Here is a 19,521-nt window from a genome sequence, read left to right as displayed (position 1 = left end):
CTTTCTGCTTTTTAACTTCTATGAAACTCTAATTCTTATATCTTCTAAATTAAGAGCATCACCTCCTTTATGAGCATAATGACTTAATGATATACTGCTATTCGTTGGTTTACTGTGTCCGTAATATAAATTGTTCCGTTTTGGTCAATACTCAATCCGTTGGGTAAATAAAATTGTTCATTCTCTTCACCCATACTTCCAAATTCAAAGACCCGAGTACCTTCGCTATCAAAACCAGAGACACTGGATGCCAAGTTATTTACAACATAAAGGATTCCTCTATTATCCACTCCAACCCCTCTTGGATTAACAAATATAGAATTTCCTTTTCCATCCTTAGACCCATTAATAGTTGCTACATACTTACCTTTTAAATCATATTTTATTACACGCTGGTTGCCGGAATCAGAAACATAGATATTTTCTTCGTCCAAAGCCACAGCATTAGGTGCTGCTAATTTGTCTTCCGGGTTAGCGCCAGTTGCAATTTCCATTTCCTTTTTACCATCTAACGTAAAAACAAATAATTTACTTTTTTTAATGTCTGTAACATATAATTTTTCATCAATTATTCTTAAGCCTGCTGGAGCTTCAATTACCTTATTTTTTTTATCTTGCTCTTCAAAATGCTTAAGGAACTTCCCTTTTGAGTCGAAAATTGAAATCTTACCTGTATATAAATCTGCTACATAAACCTTTTCATTTTTATCTCCGGAAATTCCATATGGGAACATAAATTGACCCTCTGATTCGCCTTGCTTACCAAAACGAAATACCGATGTTCCTGATAAATCAAAAACCTGAACTTGTTTATGGTTGGTATCTGTTACATATAAAAACTCACCTATTCTGGCTGCATCCATGGGTTTGTCTAGAGGATTACTAAAGTCCCCGTGGATAAGTTGAGTAAAGATTGGCGGTCCATTCTGATCTACCACAGCTGCCATCTTTTCCACCTTGTATTGCAACCCCAAATAATATATCGCACCAAAAAGAATTGTTGAGAGAAAGACAATACTTCCCATAAGCTTATATAACGTTTTCTTTTTCAAGGCAAATTCACCCCTTGTTTTATTACTTACTTTCTTTTGAAGATACCCTTTCTAGGGCTTTTATCGCTGGCTTATATAATGGGTCAAATGCTAAAGCATCTTTATAAATCTGTTCTGCTTCTTTTTTATTCCCTTGTGCCTCAGCTACTTGGCCAATTTCATAAATAATATCAGCATTAGATGGCATTAGTGCCAACGCTTCTTCTAATGAAGCGGTGGATTTATCAAACATTTTTAATTTCCTGTAACTAATACCTTTTAGTAGATGGCCTTTATAATCTTTGGGTGCGAGTTTTGTGGCTTTATTGGCCATTTCTAAAGATTTTTGTGATTGATCCTGCTTATCATAAACAATTGCCATATTGAGATAACTAGGATAATAATTTTTATCAAGGCTTATAGCTGTTTTAAATTCTTCTAAAGCCTTGTCATAGTTTTCCATTAAAAAATAAGTAAAGCCTAATTGAACCCTTTTCTCCGGATCATTAGGTTTTGCATCTACTTCCTGTAAACTGTAATCCAGTTTCTTTTGAAGCTGTTCAGTATCAATATCCTTCCATAAGTACTTATCACTTATGATATAACCTGCTCCAAGGCTGATACCAAGGGTAAGAACAAGGGCTAGAAGTGCCTTCCATAATTTGATTTTTTCGTTATTTTTTGTTACAGGCTCTTGGGAAGTAGTGCTTTGATTGTTTTCAGTTTCTGTTTGCATAAGAACCCTCCTTCTTACTTGCTATTAATTTCGATGGCAAGCCGTACAAGTTCTTTTAGAATGGCATTGGTAACAAGTGTTGTTTAATTTTTGACCAACTGGGACATCAACAGGGTGGGTTATTCTAAAGTCATTACCATGGCTGGAAGGATGACAACTGTTACAAGTAGTATTTGTAATTCTATGTGTCCCTGTTTTTTGATAATCATGACAGGCCAAGCACCTTGTTTCGTTGCTTTTTGCATAATCACCATGTTTACTAACAAAACCTCTTTTATGACTTTCAGGTTTTTTTGAGTGGCAATCACGACAGTAAGTGTTAGTTTTCGCATAATCTTGTGGTTTGATTTTAGAATTTGCTGTGCTACCTTTATTCAAATACTGTGTATGCGCTGGCGCTTCTTCAAACCCTTTTATTTCATCCTTTGACATATACTTATGACAGTTATTACAAGTACTTAAATCTTTCTTAGCAAGGGTTCCATGATTAGATGTTTTGAAATCAGCTTTTTTATGAGATTCAGGATACATTCCACTAGTATGACAAGCTGCACATTCAAGAGTGATTTCTCTTGATTCGTGACACGACATACAAGTGTCCATATCAGGTTTAGTCCATGAAACATCTTCCATCGCTGACTTACCAACTGACTCGTCCCATTTAGCATAATCCGTTTTAAATGTCATTTTCCGGTCAGCTATCTTTGCATGAGCAACCCCGCTATGGCATTGAATACACTCAATGCCTTCATTTTTATGCTTATCATGGGGGATGATGAGATCCCCGGATGGAGTGACGTCACGTTTATACACATTGTGACATCGTTCACATGACTTGTCTGGTATGTCCTTTGGCATTCGAATCGGTGCCGTGTATGTTTGTGTCTGTTTTTTGTAAAGTTCGACGAGTCCGTTGCCTTTTGCTTTTGCTAAATTCTCGACCCCAGGTTCGATATGGCAGTTTACGCAATCCACTTCACCGTGGGAGGAGGCCTTCCAGGTGTAGTACTCCGGTTTCATTTCATGGCAGGATGAGCAGAATTCGGAGCTTGATGATGTTTCGAGCCCTACAAATCCTATGGTGAAAAAAAGGACCAGAAACAGCAGGGTTAACGTTGCGATTTTGAAAAACGTATTGCGAAAACGGGGAGGGGCCGGGAGTTCCTGATCAATCTTTTCTTCTTCCATAAGACTGTCCCTCCAGTTTCAGTATTACGGTTATTTGAGCGGCCCTGTAATCTGAATCCAGGGCCGCACATGATTTAATGGCTATACGCCTTTTTCACTCTTGAAGCCGGTTCTGTGGCAGTACTGGCAATATACGTCCGTTGGCGCGGTTGACTTTGTTCCTTCCGCAGGCTTTTCTTTGTCGTGGCATACATAGCAACGGGCTTTTGCTTCTTTGGTTCCTGCTTTTGGTGCGTGTGCTGTGAGCCATTGATCGCTGTCTAGGTGGCCTGGCGGGCGGTTTCCGTGGCATGCGGAGCAGAAGGCGCTGGCACGGGATTTGTCTTTAACGACCGTGATATCCGGTACGTATTTTTCTTTAACGCCGTCATCCTTAATTAAGGTCAGGATGTCCTGCTTGGCAATGTCGCGGATCCATTTTGAATCCTGGTGGCAGTTGACACATTCATTAAGCTCTTTAAAGGCGGTGCCGCCATGGCTTTCGTTCCATTTCACTTTTTCGTGGCTCTTTGGAATGGCGACTTCCTTGTGGCATGTAAAGCAATCCATTGAAATCTTAACGCCATCTTTTTGCTTTCCAATTGCCTGAAGGATGATATCCTGTGTTTTCTTGGTTACTTCATGGCTGCCCTGTACTCCGATTACATCCGCTTCGTGGGGCTCGGCGGTTGCTGTTTCGGACCCAATGTCTTTGCCCTTTTCAGCTCCGTGGGTGTTGACCGGCAGGCTGTAGGCGATTTCCTTCCAAGGCTCTTGGCCTTTGTTCACCTTGTCATGGCAATCAATGCACGTTCCCATGTTCGGGTTTGTGTATTCTTTCGTCATCAGTTTTTTAATGTTTTTCTCTGTCCAGTGGTCGTACGTTTCGGAACCGTTGATTCCCCGGTCGACCACTTTCGCGTGCGCAACTCCAGCGTGGCAAGTAATACAAGGAATGTCTTTTTTAATATGCTTGTTATGGTTCACCTTCAGGTCACCGGTTGCGGTGACGAGGCGGTTATCCGAGTGGCATTGTCCGCAGTTTACCTTCATGACCGGTTTGGTCTGTACAATCGGGTCTGGTGGACCAACAACATGGTAGTAAACTTCCTTCAACGATTCGATCTTATGAAGGACCATATTCTTCGCGCCAGGCTCGATGTGGCACTGCGTACATTTGATCTCGCTGTGGGCGCTTGCTTTGAATGTCTGGTATTCCGGCGCCATCTCGTGGCAGCTGGCGCAAAAAGCCGGATTTGACGTAAAGGCAATTGCCCCGTACGCCGTTCCGCTCATCGCGATTAGCCCGAACAAGAGGGCGAAGCCTAGCTTCCAGCGGTTAACCGGGTTCTTCCAATCTATATTTCTAAATTTGCGCCATAATCTGCGTATAAGGCCGACTTTCTTATTCCCTTCCCTTGTCTCTGTCTCAGGGCTAGTCTCTGTCTGTTTGGATTTTCTCCAAAAGGCCACGCTGTTTCACCCTTTCCGTTTTTCTGTTTGATTTTCTATCTACTTTTATTTCCATATTAACCTCTCTAAAGGTAGTATCTAACACCCCAAAGTGATTTTCCAATGTACAATTTGTGAATAAAGTTGCGAAGTGTGTCATCGCTTTTTTTGAATAAAAATTCCCTGTGTAAACTTGATGTACCAGGGATTTCGTTAACAATGCGTGTGTAGTGTAAACTAGAATAATATTTAATTTTTATACAATAATATGAATTACTATTAGCTGATTCTAGCGGTTTTGAGTTGGTTTTATGCATAATGAAAATATTGAGGTGAAATTGACGGCCAATATTTATCAATGAGCCGAGTTGTGATTTTATTATGTGGAAGTTGTGAAGAACTTGTGAAGATTTTTTCTTTTTTAAAAATTGGCCCACAAACCAAGTGGGGGAAAGCGGTTTTACAAAAAGAAATTTCTGGGAAAGGGAAACGCTTGATAGGAATATGGCTGCCTTAACCTTTGCACCCCGTTTGGAAATCACAAATCCTTCTAGTTTGGAAATAAAACGAAAATAATAGGCTGTTTTATAAATGAAGGAAATATCATTTTAGACATTTTTGAATCCCTCAATGGGGCTTTTTGTAGATTGGACACAATTTGTTGGGAAGTTGTAAAACATCCGCTGTTTGTCACGTTCAATGCCTTTATCAAGGTGAGCATTTGTTGTCACTGCATAGCGGAAGTGGTAAGATGGTAACAGAAATTGACGAAATCTTTTTAGAGGAAATTTGCCTGAAATAGAGAATCCTTTCTCCTTATGGGATTCAAACGCTGAATGAAGAAGGAGAGTCAAGATGGGAATTTTAAATAAATTGTTTGATATGAATAAACGCGAAGTCAAAAGGCTGACCCGGATAGCCAGCCAGATTGAGGCGCTGGCGGATGAAACCGAAAAGCTAACAGACGACCAGCTTCGCGAAAAAACAGAAGAATTCAAGCAGCGTTACCAGAACGGCGAGTCGCTTGATGACCTGCTTGTCGAAGCGTTTGCGGTGGTTCGTGAAGGAGCTCGCCGTGTACTTGGGCTGTATCCATATCCGGTCCAGTTGATGGGCGGTATTTCCCTTCATGAAGGAAATATTTCCGAAATGAAAACAGGGGAAGGTAAAACACTGACAGCTACGATGCCCGTATACCTGAATGCTTTGTCCGGCAAAGGCGTCCATGTTGTTACAGTCAACGAATACCTGGCCAGCCGTGACGCCACGGAAATGGGCCAGCTGTACAATTTCCTTGGCCTTACTGTTGGGTTGAACCTGAACAGCATGACAAAAGAAGAAAAGCAGGAAGCGTACGCGGCGGATATCACATATGGGACGAACAATGAATACGGCTTTGATTATCTCCGTGACAACATGGTGTTATATAAGGAACAAAAAGTTCAGCGCCCGCTTTATTACGCTGTTATTGACGAGGTTGACTCCATCCTGATCGACGAAGCGAGGACACCGCTGATCATTTCCGGTACCGCCCAGAAATCGACGTCCCTCTACATGCAGGCGAATGCGTTCGTCCGGACGCTGACAAGGGATCAGGATTATACCTACGATGAAAAGACGAAAGGCGTCATGCTGACCGAGCAGGGAATCTCGAAGGCTGAGCGCGCATTCGGTATCGAAAACCTTTTTGACATCAACCATGTAACGTTGAACCATCACATTAACCAGGCGCTGAAGGCAAATGTGTCAATGCACCTGGATATTGACTACGTCGTCCAGGACGGCGAAATCGTCATCGTTGACCAGTTCACCGGACGCCTCATGAAGGGTCGCCGCTATTCCGAAGGCCTTCACCAGGCAATTGAGGCGAAGGAAGGCCTTGAAGTCCAGAATGAGAGCATGACACTTGCAACGATTACATTCCAGAACTATTTTAGGATGTATGAGAAGCTCGCTGGTATGACCGGTACCGCGAAAACCGAGGAAGAAGAATTCCGCAACATATATAATATGAACGTTATCGTCATCCCGACAAACCGTCCGATCATCCGCGATGACCGTCCGGATTTGATCTATGCATCGATGGACGGGAAGTTCCGCGCTGTCGTCGAGGACATCGCCGAACGACATAAAAATGGCCAGCCAGTCCTAGTTGGTACAGTTGCAATTGAAACATCCGAATTAATCTCGAAATACTTGCAGAAAAAAGGCATTCCGCATAACGTCCTCAATGCGAAAAACCATGGCCGTGAAGCGGAAATTATTGAGGATGCTGGCCAAAAGGGCGCGGTAACCATCGCGACGAACATGGCCGGGCGTGGTACGGATATCAAGCTTGGCGAAGGCGTTGTGGATCTTGGCGGGCTAGCCGTTATCGGTACTGAACGCCATGAATCGCGCCGGATTGACAACCAGCTGCGCGGACGTTCCGGACGTCAGGGAGATCCAGGGGTAACCCAGTTCTATCTATCCATGGAAGACGAGCTCATGCGCCGCTTCGGTTCTGATAATATGAAGAACATGATGGCCCGCCTTGGGATGGATGACTCCCAGCCAATCCAGAGCAAAATGGTATCGCGTGCCGTCGAGTCTGCCCAGAAGCGCGTTGAAGGCAATAACTTCGATGCCCGTAAGCAGCTCCTCCAGTATGATGACGTTCTTCGCCAGCAGCGGGAAATCATCTATGGCCAGCGAAACGAAGTGCTTGATGCGGAAAACCTTCGCGAAATCGTAGAGAATATGATTAAAGCAACCATCGACAGGGCAATCCCGGCATATGCTCCTGGCAGCGGGGATGAAGACGAATGGAATCTTCAGGGCATTGTCGACTTCACCACGAACAACCTGCTCCATGAAGGCGACATCACGGTTGCTGATTTGAAAGACAAGGATCCGGACGAAATGGCCGATCTCATTTTTGCCAAAGTCAAGGAACGCTACGACGAGAAGGAAGAAATCCTTTCTCCGGAGCAAATGCGCGAATTCGAGAAGGTTATCGTCCTACGCGCCGTCGACTCGAAGTGGATTGACCACATCGATGCGATGGACCAGCTACGCCAGGGTATCCACCTTCGCGCGTATGCCCAAACGGACCCTCTGCGTGAATACCAGCATGAAGGCTTCGCGATGTTTGAGACCATGGTCGTCTCCATTGAGGAAGAGGTTTCCCGTTACATCATGAAGGCGGAAATCCGCAGCAACCTCCAACGCCAGGAAGTTGCAAAGGGCCATGCCGTCAACCCGAAGGAAGACGGAGAAAAAATTAAAAAGAAGCCTGTCATTAAAAAGACGAACATTGGGCGCAATGACCCTTGCCATTGCGGCAGCGGCAAAAAGTTCAAAAACTGCCACGGTGCGGTGTAATAGTGTTATTGATGGGAGCCGGCGGTTGCCGGTTCTCTTGTTTTTGCTTAATTTTTTGCTAGCGGGAAGCTAGACTAAATACGAATATTTGGCCTATAGGCAAATGTTTGAACATGGAACTGCATTTCCAGGAGGTAAGAGTCCAAAGGTTCCTGTTCTTTGGACACGGAACTTCATTTTCGGGGGGTAAGAGTCCAGAGGTTCCTGTTCTCTGGACACGGAACTTCATTTTCGGGGGGTAAGAGTCCAGAGGTTCCTGTTCTCTGGACACGGAACTTCATTTTCGGGTGGTAAGAGTCCAGAAGTTCCTGTTCTCTGGACACGGAACTTCATTTTCGGGAGGTAATAGTCCAGAGATGGCTGTTCTCTGGACACGGAACTTCATTTTCGGGTGGTAAGAGTCCATAGGTTCCTGTTCTCTGGACACGGAACTTCACTTTCGGGAGGTAGGAGTCCAAAGCTGCCCGTTGTTTGGACACAGAACTGCATTTCCAGGAGGTAAGAGTCCAAAGCTGCCTTATGTTCGGACTTATCCTATGTGTTAAAGGAAATTTTTTTCGAAAGTTTTCCTTGTTTTTTGCCTGCGTAGCTGGGCTTCTTCGGCTTTTAATTTTCCAAGGAGCTTTGGCATTCGGGGCTTGAGGGTATATACTAGATAATGACTATTCTAATGGAAAGATGTTTGAGGTGATTGATATGGAGTTTTCAGATATCAGAAACGAGTTGGAGAAAACAGCTAAGCGATTAGCGGGCTTCAGGGGGTCTCTTTGACCTGGAGGAAAAGGAGGCGCGGATAGCGCAGCTTGATAATGAGATGCTGCATCCGGATTTTTGGAATGACCAGAATGCCGCTCAATCTGTAATTAATGAGGCGAATGCCCTTAAAGACCAGGTGCATGAGTTCCTGGAGATGAATGAGAAGTATGAAGATCTGGAAGTAACCTTTGAGCTTTTAAAAGAAGAGCCTGATGAAGATTTGCAGACGGAACTTGAAGAGGAGCTTACCGCATTGACAGCGCGTCTTGATGAGTATGAGCTTGAGATGCTGTTAAGCGAGCCTTATGATAAAAACAATGCGATTTTGGAGCTGCATCCAGGTGCAGGAGGTACGGAGTCCCAGGATTGGGGCTCAATGCTCCTCAGGATGTACACCCGCTGGGCGGAGAAGCGCGGCTATAAGGTCGAGACGCTTGATTACCTTCCCGGTGATGAAGCTGGAATCAAAAGTGTCACTCTGGCGATCAAAGGGCATAATGCTTACGGCTATTTGAAGGCTGAGAAGGGCGTCCATCGACTTGTGAGGATTTCACCATTCGATTCGTCGGGCCGCCGCCATACATCGTTCGTTTCATGCGAGGTTATGCCGGAATTCAATGACGAGATTGAAATCGACATCAGGACCGAGGATTTGAAAATTGATACGTACCGGTCTAGCGGCGCGGGCGGCCAGCACGTCAATACGACTGATTCCGCGGTCCGGATCACGCATATTCCGACTGGTGTGGTTGTGACGTGCCAGACGGAGCGGTCGCAGATTAAGAACCGTGAACGGGCGATGAATTTACTGAAGGCAAAGCTGTACCAGCGCGAGATTGAGGAAAAGGAAAAGCAGCTTGCGGAAATCCGCGGCGAACAAAAGGAGATCGGCTGGGGAAGCCAGATCCGTTCGTACGTGTTCCATCCGTATTCAATGGTGAAGGACCATCGCACGGGTACTGAATCCGGGAATGTGCAGGCTGTGATGGATGGGGAGCTTGATCCGTTCATTGATTCATATCTGCGGTCGAAGCTTTCATAAGATTTACATTTGAAAAAATTAAAGCCTTTGCCGGAAATACCGCCGGCAAAGGCTTGTTTTATTTTTTGGATTTCATTTGCCGACGTGGAATAGTCGGAGAGGCTAAAGCTGCATGCGTTTTTTAATTGTGGAGATTTCGGTTTCGTGGATGCCGGATTTGGCACTTAGGTGTGCAATATCAAACTTTATTCCTTTGATTTCGTCAGCAACGACGTTGAATACTTTCTCGTGCTGGTCCAGCTTGGTGTGGATTTGGTTAAAATGGCTCCTAAACTCTGTTGCGTGGTTGTTGATTGTGTCAGTGAGTGTTTCCAGGCGTTCATCCACTCCGTCCAGCCTAGCGTCAATGCCATCAAAGCGCTTATCCATTCCATCAAGGCGCTGATCAATGCCATCAAAGCGCTTATTCATTCCATCAAGGCGCTTATCCATTCCATCAAGCCGCTGATCAATGCCATCGAATCTCTTGCCCATCAGTTCGAACTGATTATGGATTTTTCCCATTAAATCTCTTAATAGCTCTTCCACTTTTTCACCTCCTTTTTGCCAGTATACCACAGATTTTTCACCTTAAAAGCTTAGCGAAAAATGTGGAAATTCACTGATTTATCAACAAAAAACAGTGGATAACCACCTTATCCACAAGATTTTCGGCAACCTTTTTATAGTTATTCACAACTGGCCCTCTTAGAGAGGCAGAACTACGGGTTATCAACAGGGTGTTTCCTAATAAAAGCCCCAAACATATCCACAGGGTGGATAATAAATTTTTATGTTTTTTACGTGAATTTGCGCGCCCTGCCGGTGAATGCTATACTCTTGCTTTGGTATGGGTATATTTTTCATAAGATGAATCTTTCATCAGTGAATTATTTTTTCCCGCGTGCTATCTATTAAATGTAGAATAAATGGAGTCACAGAGAAGGAGTGCGTCCTCTTGAGAAAACGCAGAAAGAAGGCTTTCATTGTTGAAACGCGGGCTGAGAAAGTGCTTGAGTATATTTATATACTGGCTGGGTCTGCTGTTGTGGCGCTATCGTTTAATTTATTCCTTCTGCCAAATAGGATTGCCTCCGGCGGCGTAAGCGGGATTTCAACAATCCTCGATGCGGTCATGGGCTGGGCGCCGGCATATGTGCAGTGGTCGCTGAATATACCGTTATTCATAGCAGGGGCCGTTTTGCTTGGCAGGAATTTTGGCATCAAAACGCTTGTCGGGACTATTTTTCTCCCGTTTGTTGTCCTTTCCTCCGCACATCTTCAGCCCTGGACGAATGACCCGCTCTTGGGAGCGCTGTTTGGTGGAGTGGGGGTCGGCCTTGGCCTCGGAATTGTTTTTCGCGGAAGGGCATCAACCGGAGGCACAGACCTGGCAGCACAAATCATTACCAAATATACGGGGCTTACGCTTGGCCGCAGCGTGGCGTTGATTGATGGCTTGATTGTACTGTCCGCGGCGATTGTCTTTGATATTGAACGGGGACTTTATGCACTTATTGGCTTGTATGTAACGAGTAAGACAATCGATCTTGTCCAGGTAGGTTTCGGGCGTTCAAAGATGGCGATGATCATTACCAATAAACAAACGGAAGTTCAGGAAGGAATCCTGAATAAGATTGACCGTGGGGTCACAAGATTGTCAGCCTACGGCGGTTTTACGGATTCCGAGAAGCCTGTGCTTATGTGCGTGGTCGACCAAACAGAGTTCACAAAATTGAAACAATTGGTCAAAAACATTGATCCGTCAGCATTTGTTATTGTTATGGATGCGGCAGAGGTCCTTGGGGAGGGTTTCAAACGGGAATAGTATTGGTATAATTATGTAGGGTTTAATAACTTTGCTAAAGGGGTTATATAAATGAAGAAAAAACTACTTGCCTTGCTCGTGGGCGCATCAATGGTGTTGGCTGCTTGCGGAGGTGGCGGAGACAAGGATTCCGCTTCAGATGTAAATCCTGAAAAGCTGTATAACCAAAAATGCTCAGGATGCCATGGCGGTGACCTTAAAGGCGGAGCAGGTCCGGATTTGACCAAGGTCGGGGCTGCGCTTTCAGAAGATGAAATTCAGAAAATTATTGAAGAAGGAAAAGGCGGCGGGATGCCTGGTGGCCTTTATAAAGGTGAAGAAGCATCCAAGGTTGCCGAGTGGCTTGCAGAGAAAAAATAATGTCAAAAAGCGTCCTGTCGACCGGCAGGACGCTTTATATATGGAAATAATAATTTAGTTGGAGTAAGCAATCAAACAATTTTTTCATTTAATTGAAAATTCCTACAACCAACCAACCCCTTCCACGTTAGGAAAAATTTTTGAAATAACTTTGTAATAAAGACTCCCATTTGAAAAGATATTGAAGAAAAACGTTTTCACCTCCAAATACTCCTCGCTGTTACTCCCCCGCTAAATAGCAATTTTATTTTACTGTTTTCAAAGAGGGAAAATAATGATATATTCGCCAATATAGGATATTATTGTCATATTTCGACGAACTTGAAAAGAAACTGTAATATTTGAACCCCTTTTTTTACAGGTTTTCAATGTTATAATGGGTTTGTGCTATTAAACACATAGGTTTTTTGTCAAAAATGCGAGAATAGTGTCCATCAAGATCCATCAACAAGCAGGTTGTTGTCGACAAAAACAAATTAGGTGATTGTTTCCATGATTGAAATGCAAAATGTTTATAAAAAGTATCCGAATGGCGTTACGGCTGTTAGCGGCATCGAAGTCCGGATCAACCAGGGAGAGTTCGTTTACGTGGTTGGGCCGAGCGGGGCTGGGAAGTCGACGTTTATTAAAATGATGTATCGCGAAGAAGTACCTACATCCGGGACAATCCTTATAAATGGTGTAAATATTGCAAAGCTGAAATCGAAAAGGGTACCAATTTTCCGCCGTAATCTCGGCGTGGTTTTCCAGGATTTCAAATTGCTTCCTATGAAGACGGTTTATGAAAATGTCGCCTTCGCGCTGGAGGTAATTGAAGAGCATCCAAAGTACATTAAGAAAAGGGTTATGGAGGTACTCGACCTCGTCAACCTTAAGCATAAAGCCAGGATGATGCCGAATGAACTTTCCGGCGGGGAACAACAGCGTGTGTCAATCGCGCGCTCGATTGTAAACTCCCCAAAGGTCGTGATTGCAGATGAGCCGACCGGGAACCTGGACCCGGATACATCATGGGAAATCATGAAAATATTCGAAGAAATCAACACGCGCGGCACGACCATTGTCATGGCGACCCATAACCGGGAAATCGTCAATACAATCAGGCACCGTGTCATTGCGATAGAAGAAGGCAGAATTGTCCGTGATGAGCTAAAGGGGGACTACGGCTATGAAGCTTAGAACCTTGGGCCGCCATACACGGGAGAGCTTGAAAAGCATTGGAAGGAACGGGTGGATGACGTTCGCGTCGGTCGGCGCGGTTACGGTCACGCTCATTCTTGTCGGTGTCTTTTTCATTATTATGATGAACCTCAACAGGGTGGCGGAGACCATCGAGGAGGACGTGGAAATCCGCGTACATATCGATACGACCGCCAATGATGACCAGCAGCAGGAGCTACGGAAAAAGGTAGAAGCACTTCCGGAGGTCGGGGACATTAGGTATTCGTCAAAGGAAGAGGAACTTCAAATATTAATAAAAAATCTCGGTGAATCCTACAAACTTTTTGAACAGGACAATCCTTTGAACGATGTATTGGTCGTAAAAACGAAGGATCCTGAGGATACAATGAAGGCCGCGGAAAAGATCAAGAAGATGGATTTCGCCTATAAGGTACAATACGGGCAGGAGAGCGTCGAAAAGCTGTTCAAATTCATCGCCGCGAGCCGGAATGTAGGGCTCGCACTGATTGCCGGGCTATTCTTCACCGCTGTGTTCCTAATCTCGAACACAATTAAAATAACGATTATTGCAAGAAGAAGAGAAATCCAGATTATGAGATTGGTAGGGGCAACAAATGCCTTCATCCGCTGGCCGTTCTTCCTTGAAGGCTTGTGGCTAGGCGTTCTTGGGTCGATCGTTCCGGTCACCCTCCTATCTATTGCCTACTATCAGGCATACAGTTATCTCGATCCATTGCTTGAAGGCCATTTTATCCAAATCCTTCCGTTTGACCCATTCATGTACCAGGTATCGGGTTTGCTTATCTTAATGGGAGCGTTTATTGGAATTTGGGGAAGTATGATGTCGGTCAGGAAGTTTCTTAGGGTTTAGAAAAGTTGTTTTTGAAGGCAGGCTTACGGGAACAGAGGGTTCCAAAAAAATAGAGACGATTTACCTGTACATGGGTTGCAGTGGAAAGGAGAAATCGGGAATTGAGAAGATCAGCCATGGCGCTTGCCGCGTCAATCGTGGTAGGCATAGGGAGTTTATTTGGGGGTTCGATCGTTCACACAGAAGCTTCAAAACTTTCGAACTTAGAAAATGAGAAAACACAAATTCAGAAAAACCGTTCTGAAGTAGACGCCAATATCAGCGAGGCGGACGAGAAAATCAAAAAGCTCCAGTCCGAGCAGCAAAAAGTCAATGCGGAAATCAAGAAGCTTGACCTTGCAATAAGTGATACAAACAAGAAAATCCGTGAAAAGACACAGGATATTAATGAAACACAAAAGGAAATCAAAAAGCTCCAGGGAGAAATCAAGGTTCTCGAGGAGCGGATTGCGAAGCGGAACGAGCTTCTTAAGGACCGCGCACGCACCTTCCAGGAAAATGGCGGAATGGTCAGCTACATGGATGTTTTAATGGGTGCGACAAGCTTCAGCGATTTCGTTGACCGGGCAACCGCGGTTGCGACGATTATGGAGGCGGACAAGGATATCCTTGAACAGCACAAGGCTGATATCGAAGAACTTGAGCAAAAGAAGCAAAAGGTTGAAAGTGACCTTGCCAAGCTTCAGCAAATGCTCGCTGAACTTGAAACGATGAACAAGCAACTCAGCTCACAGCGCGCTGCAAAGGACAAGCTGATGAAAGAGCTTGTAAAACAGGAAGAGGAAGAGCACGATCATAAAATGGAGCTTCAGGAGAAAAACAAAATTCTGAAGGCTCAGGAAGCAGCAATGGCAAAGGCTATCCAACTTGAGAAAGAGCGGATTGCAAAGGAAGCCGAGCGCGCGCGCCGTGAAGCGGAAGCCCGCGCCGCAGCCGCACGTGCTGCAGCGGCTAAAAAGTCGAGTGGTGGCGGTGGTTCCCATCAATCTTCTGCCCAAGCCGAAGCACCGCCTGTTACATCCGGCAATTTCATGAAGCCTACGAATGGTATCTATACATCAGGATTTGGCGCCCGCTGGGGAACATTCCACTATGGCGTTGACTGGGCAAACAGGGCTTCGAATGTCCCTGTTGTCGCCGCGGCAAGCGGAGTTGTCATCAAATCCTATTATTCTCCTAGCTATGGAAATGTCGTTTTCGTTGCCCATTATATTGACGGGCAAACATATACATCCGTCTATGCGCACTTGGATATGCGCGCGGTCGGGGATGGCGCAGTCGTTTCCAAAGGCCAATTCCTTGGTTATATGGGGAATACAGGCCATTCAACAGGGAAACACCTTCATTTTGAACTTCACAAAGGCGAGTGGAACGACAGCAAATCAAATGCGGTCAACCCATTTGCATACGGCGTGCCGCGGTAAGCACGCACTCCAAAGTAAAATATGTAAGGCTAAAGAGCGGAGGAAGCATGGCTTCCCCGCTCTTTTTTGTACCCGGCCTGTGTAATTCGTGATGTCGGGCGCCGGGGTCTACATTCTATTTATTTCCTTTTTGTGCATCAATGAAACTAGTGCTTTTTTCGTATTTTTCGCATACACTGCCGATGCTAGGATGCAGGCGGTGCCAGACTCCATGGAATGGTGTGTGTGGGTCCATCGGAATGAAGGTGGTGCCGGATGGCATGGGCCCCTTTTCCAAAAAACAGCTTCATAACTCGTCCAGGCCAGCATATATGTATAGTAACGGGCATCGCGTGTATGGCGGTGCTTTTTCTAAAAATGGATTGAGATGTTGGGAGTGAGGGCATGAGGCGAAAGTGGATGGCGTTGTTGGTGGCGGGGGCGCTCGCGGTCGGTTCCGGGGGGACATTTGCCGGGATGAAGTGGGTGGAGTCGCGGGCAGAAGGATTTGCGGTTGATGCGGCGGCGGTGCCTAAGAAGGGAAAGGATCGGCAGACGGATTCGGCGTTGCTTGATAAGGTGGACCAGGCGTATGAATTGATTGTCAGCCAGTATGTGGAGAAGGTTGAGCGCGAGGAGCTTGTTGAGGGCGCGATCCAGGGGATGCTGGCTTCGCTTGATGATCCTTATTCCGTTTATATGGACAAGGAAACGGCACGGCAATTCAATGAATCATTGGAATCGTCGTTTGAGGGGATTGGCGCGGAGATTGGGATGGAGGACGGCAAAATCGTGATTGTGTCGCCTTTTAAAAATTCTCCTGCGGAAAAGGCGGGGTTGAAGCCGCATGACCGAATCATGAAGGTGGACGGGAAAAGTGTCGAGGGGCTTGATTTGATTCAGGTGACAGTAAAAATCCGCGGCAAAAAGGGGACGATTGTCCGCCTTGAGGTTGAACGCAAGAATGTGAAGGAGCCAATTACGGTTGAGGTGAAACGGGATCAGATTCCGATTGAGACCGTTTTCTCAAAAGTAAAGAATGTGAATGGGAAGCGAATTGGCGTAATCGAAATTACTTCATTTGCCGACGATACAGCGAATGATTTTAAAAAGCAGCTGAAGGCGCTTGAGGAGAATGGAATTACCGGGCTTGCGATTGATGTGCGCGGCAATCCGGGCGGGCTGCTTATAAGTGTGGAGGAGATCCTGCGTGAATTTGTTGACGGTGATAAGCCGTTTGTCCAGATCGAAAAGCGCAATGGGAAGCGTGATAAGTATTTTTCAACATTAAAGAAGGGGAAGCCGTATCCAGTGGCGGTCCTTGTTGATAAAGGAAGCGCATCTGCTTCGGAAATCCTTGCCGGGGCGCTTGCCGAGGCGGAAGGATACCCACTCGTCGGCGAGAAGACGTTTGGCAAAGGGACGGTGCAGCAAGCGATGCCGATGGGGGATGGCAGCAATATTAAGCTGACGCTCTTCAAATGGCTTACGCCTGACGGAAATTGGATTCATAAAAAGGGTATTAAGCCGGATGTGGAGGTTGCGCAGCCTGTTATTTATGGGACGCACCCAATCCAGGTGGACGGCGCGCTTGAAGCGGATATGAACAATGAGCAGGTAAAGAACGCCCAGATTATACTGGAGGGACTTGGGTATTCGCCTGGGCGGACGGATGGCTATTTTAGTACGGGGACTGTACGGTCGGTGAAGGCGTTCCAACAGCATGCCGGGTTGCAGCCGACTGGAAAAATTGACGGGAAGACTGCCTTGGCGCTTGATGAAGCGAGGGCAGCGGAAACGAAGAAAGACAAAAATGACCTGCAGCTGCGGACGGCACTGCGGCTGTTGGCAAAATAGGTTGTGGTCTAGATTAGTTGATTCGGGGCCAGAATAGTTGAGTTTTGGGCAGGGGAAACGACTCCCTGCCCTTTTTACTGTGGTGTAAAAAATGCAAACAGTGGCTCCACTCGAAAAATCTTGTTTCACGCTAACTGTTTCACGGAAATTTCAGTGCTGCTTTGGGGTAGACGGAGTATTTGAAAGAGAGAATACTTTTATGGTAGGTTCGTTGTTTTTGTTGGTGTTTATGAACCGATCTTTAGGGTTTATGAACCGATGTTATGAGTTTTTGAACCGATAATTAGGTTTTATGAACCAACTCGTGTCGAATATGAACTGAAATGAAATGTTTATGAACCGATACGTGTGGATCCCATTTTGGAAAATAAAAAAAAGCCCATGGCTGGACTCCGGAATTATCGTTCGCAGGCAATGCCGTCTTTGTCGCGGTCTTTCGATTTGTTTGCATCATAAAGCGCTTTAGAGACAAATGGCTGGTAGCGCGTTTTTCCTCCTATGTTTTTAACTTTAGAGTCTTTTGCAACGCCGCCTTTATAATCTTTATTCAGTTCTGTGCAATTGGCGTATTTTTTTGCTGCGCCTTCCGCTATGGTCGCTGACCCGTAGGTAAGTCCGAAAAACAGAGCGGATGAGAGGATAATCTTTAAACCTTTTGTCAAATTACCAGCTCCTTATGTAATATTTTCTTTTATTTTACAATGTGTCGACAGTGCAAACAACCATAAATTGTCATATAAACACATCACCACACAGGCAAACAGTATTGTTGACCAACTTGTATATACAGGATATACTTATTAATATAACTTGTATATACATGTTAAAACTAGTCCATGATTATGAATCCGTTTGCTTGTTTTGCGAGAAACTTTTCATTCGGATTTAAATGTGCCGCAAGCGTCTATTTCCGTTTAAAAATGAAACGATAACTGCATATAGGCAGGATTCATAATCGATAAAAAGAAAACGCTGTCATTCATTTAGTTTTAGGAGGGAAAAGAGAATGGAATTAAAAAGAACAGCTTCCGAAATTATTGATGCGGTTGGAGGCAAAGAGAACATCGCTGCTGCAACCCATTGTGTGACACGGCTGCGTTTTGCGCTGAATGACGAGAGCAAGGTAAATAAGGAAGAACTTGAAAAAATCGATCTTGTGAAGGGCTCGTTCTCCGCAAGTGGGCAGTACCAGGTTGTAATTGGCCAGGGAACTGTCGACAAAGTGTACAATGAGCTCGCTGCGCAAGCGGGTATTGCCCATGCGAGCAAGCAGGAAACTAAAGACGCTGCCGCGCAAAACCTGAATCCATTCCAGCGGGCAATCAAGACGCTTGCTGATATTTTTATCCCAATTTTACCGGCGATTGTTACCGCAGGTTTATTGATGGGGATTAACAACGTCCTGACAGGGCCGGGGATTTTTTACCCGGACAAGTCCTTTGTCGATGTTCATCCGAATTTCGGTGATTTCGCATCCATTATCAACCTGATTGCTAATACGGCGTTCGTCTTCCTTCCGGGATTGATTGGCTGGGCCGCGGTAACCCGGTTTGGCGGCAGTCCGCTTCTTGGGATTGTACTTGGCCTTATGCTTGTCCACCCGGATCTTCTGAACGCATGGGGATGGGGAGCGGCGAAAGCCGAAGGTGATATCCCAACCTGGAACCTGTTTGGCCTTGAAATCCAAAAGGTTGGCTACCAGGGACAGGTTCTACCGGTACTTGTTGCTTCGTATGTTTTGGCGAGAATTGAACGTTTCCTTCGCAGCAAGATCGCTGATGCGTTTCAGCTGCTGCTTGTAGCGCCAATTGCGCTTTTGGTTACCGGTTTCCTTTCGTTTATCGTCATTGGGCCAATCACCTTTACTATCGGACAATGGATTACGAATATGTTCACGGGAATTTTTGATGCCGTACCAGCGATTGGCGGACTTATTTATGGCGCACTGTACGCACCGCTTGTCGTGACGGGTATGCACCATACGTTCCTTCCAGTCGACCTGCAGCTGATTTCAAGCACAGGCGGGACATTCCTATGGCCAATCCTCGTAATGTCCAACATTGCCCAGGGATCCGCCGCACTTGCGATGATGTTCCTGCTTAAAGACGAGAAGCTTAAGGGCTTGTCCGGAACTTCCGCGGTCTCCGCATATCTCGGCATTACTGAGCCTGCTATGTTCGGGGTGAACCTCCGCTTCCGCTTTGCCTTCATCTCCGCGATGATTGGCTCCGCTCTTGCCGGAATGTTCATTACCATTAACAAAGTTCTTGCGCCATCCATCGGGGTTGGCGGCTTGCCCGGCTTCCTGTCGATTGTTCCGCAAAAATGGGTGCCATTCTTTATCGGGATGGCAATTTCAATCGCGGTACCACTCGCCCTAACATACCTATGGGGTAAAACAAAAGCCCGTAAAGGCGAACTTGCTTAATTACAGGTTGAGCTATAGGGCCAGGAAACCGGGGTGGAATATAGTGTCCCAACGGGTTCCTGGCTT

At 45.6% G+C, this 19,521-nt stretch carries 15 protein-coding genes; 9 read left to right on the top strand and 6 right to left on the bottom strand.

Annotated elements, in window-relative coordinates:
* Window positions 1–83: 83 nt before the first annotated feature.
* The 4 genes from V1499_RS21030 to V1499_RS21015 form a co-directional block, all read right to left on the bottom strand.
* Window positions 84–1,052 carry a 6-bladed beta-propeller gene (locus tag V1499_RS21030; protein WP_409272298.1) on the bottom strand — a complete coding sequence of 323 codons (969 nt, stop codon included), beginning with the start codon at window positions 1,050–1,052 and terminating at the stop codon, window positions 84–86.
* 22 nt (window positions 1,053–1,074) lie between these two features.
* On the bottom strand, window positions 1,075–1,767 hold the full coding sequence (locus V1499_RS21025; protein WP_409272296.1) for a tetratricopeptide repeat protein: 693 nt from the start codon (window positions 1,765–1,767) through the stop codon (window positions 1,075–1,077).
* A gap of 24 nt (window positions 1,768–1,791) precedes the next feature.
* A complete protein-coding gene (locus V1499_RS21020) occupies window positions 1,792–2,955 on the bottom strand; it encodes a NapC/NirT family cytochrome c (RefSeq protein WP_409272294.1) in 1,164 nt (387 codons plus the stop codon).
* Between the two features lie 81 nt (window positions 2,956–3,036).
* Complete coding sequence (locus V1499_RS21015; protein WP_409272293.1) at window positions 3,037–4,407, bottom strand: cytochrome c3 family protein; 1,371 nt, start codon at window positions 4,405–4,407, stop codon at window positions 3,037–3,039.
* A gap of 834 nt (window positions 4,408–5,241) precedes the next feature.
* Here V1499_RS21015 and secA point away from each other — a divergent pair.
* On the top strand, window positions 5,242–7,749 hold the full coding sequence (gene secA, locus V1499_RS21010; RefSeq protein WP_409272291.1) for a preprotein translocase subunit SecA: 2,508 nt from the start codon (window positions 5,242–5,244) through the stop codon (window positions 7,747–7,749).
* Window positions 7,750–8,445: 696 nt separating this feature from the next.
* Window positions 8,446–9,547, top strand: a protein-coding gene (prfB, locus tag V1499_RS21005; protein WP_409272289.1) for a peptide chain release factor 2 whose coding sequence is annotated in 2 segments (ribosomal slippage) — window positions 8,446–8,517 and window positions 8,519–9,547 — 1,101 coding nt in all. Because the reading frame shifts where the segments join, the coding sequence is not laid out codon by codon here.
* A 102-nt stretch (window positions 9,548–9,649) separates the two neighbouring features.
* Here prfB and V1499_RS21000 read toward each other — a convergent pair.
* The gene (locus V1499_RS21000; RefSeq protein ID WP_409272287.1) at window positions 9,650–10,075 is read right to left on the bottom strand and encodes a hypothetical protein; all 426 of its coding nucleotides are present in this window, start codon (window positions 10,073–10,075) and stop codon (window positions 9,650–9,652) included.
* Between the two features lie 409 nt (window positions 10,076–10,484).
* On the opposite strand from V1499_RS21000, the gene V1499_RS20995 reads away from it, so the two are divergent.
* The 6 genes from V1499_RS20995 (at window position 10,485) to V1499_RS20970 (ending at window position 17,027) form a co-directional block, all read left to right on the top strand.
* Window positions 10,485–11,354: a YitT family protein gene (locus V1499_RS20995; protein ID WP_409272285.1), complete on the top strand. Its 870-nt coding sequence runs from the start codon at window positions 10,485–10,487 to the stop codon at window positions 11,352–11,354.
* A 51-nt stretch (window positions 11,355–11,405) separates the two neighbouring features.
* The gene (gene cccB, locus V1499_RS20990; protein WP_409272284.1) at window positions 11,406–11,714 is read left to right on the top strand and encodes a cytochrome c551; all 309 of its coding nucleotides are present in this window, start codon (window positions 11,406–11,408) and stop codon (window positions 11,712–11,714) included.
* Window positions 11,715–12,206: 492 nt separating this feature from the next.
* Entirely contained in the window at window positions 12,207–12,893 is a 687-nt protein-coding gene (gene ftsE, locus V1499_RS20985; protein ID WP_053368262.1) for a cell division ATP-binding protein FtsE, read from the top strand.
* Window positions 12,883–13,767, top strand: a complete 885-nt coding sequence (gene ftsX, locus V1499_RS20980) for a permease-like cell division protein FtsX (RefSeq protein WP_409272282.1) — start codon at window positions 12,883–12,885, stop codon at window positions 13,765–13,767. Before ftsE ends, ftsX begins: the two co-directional genes overlap by 11 nt.
* 101 nt (window positions 13,768–13,868) lie before the next feature.
* A complete protein-coding gene (locus V1499_RS20975) occupies window positions 13,869–15,191 on the top strand; it encodes a murein hydrolase activator EnvC family protein (protein WP_409272280.1) in 1,323 nt (440 codons plus the stop codon).
* Window positions 15,192–15,575: 384 nt separating this feature from the next.
* A complete protein-coding gene (locus tag V1499_RS20970) occupies window positions 15,576–17,027 on the top strand; it encodes a S41 family peptidase (RefSeq protein WP_409272278.1) in 1,452 nt (483 codons plus the stop codon).
* Window positions 17,028–17,425: 398 nt separating this feature from the next.
* Here the strand turns inward: V1499_RS20970 and V1499_RS20965 are convergent, their stop codons facing one another.
* Entirely contained in the window at window positions 17,426–17,689 is a 264-nt protein-coding gene (locus tag V1499_RS20965; RefSeq protein WP_409272277.1) for an excalibur calcium-binding domain-containing protein, read from the bottom strand.
* 344 nt (window positions 17,690–18,033) lie between these two features.
* Between V1499_RS20965 and treP the strand changes: the two genes are divergently transcribed.
* Window positions 18,034–19,455 (top strand): PTS system trehalose-specific EIIBC component, encoded by a 1,422-nt coding sequence (gene treP, locus V1499_RS20960; RefSeq protein WP_409272275.1) that lies wholly within the window; start codon window positions 18,034–18,036, stop codon window positions 19,453–19,455.
* The last annotated feature ends 66 nt before the right edge of the window (window positions 19,456–19,521 follow it).

Origin of the sequence: Neobacillus oceani (genome assembly GCF_046237595.1) — a bacterium.
Lineage (GTDB): Bacteria > Bacillota > Bacilli > Bacillales > Cytobacillaceae > Bacillus_D > Bacillus_D oceani.
Note: the sequence above shows the minus strand (reverse complement) of the source record. Positions and strands in the feature narration are given on the sequence as shown.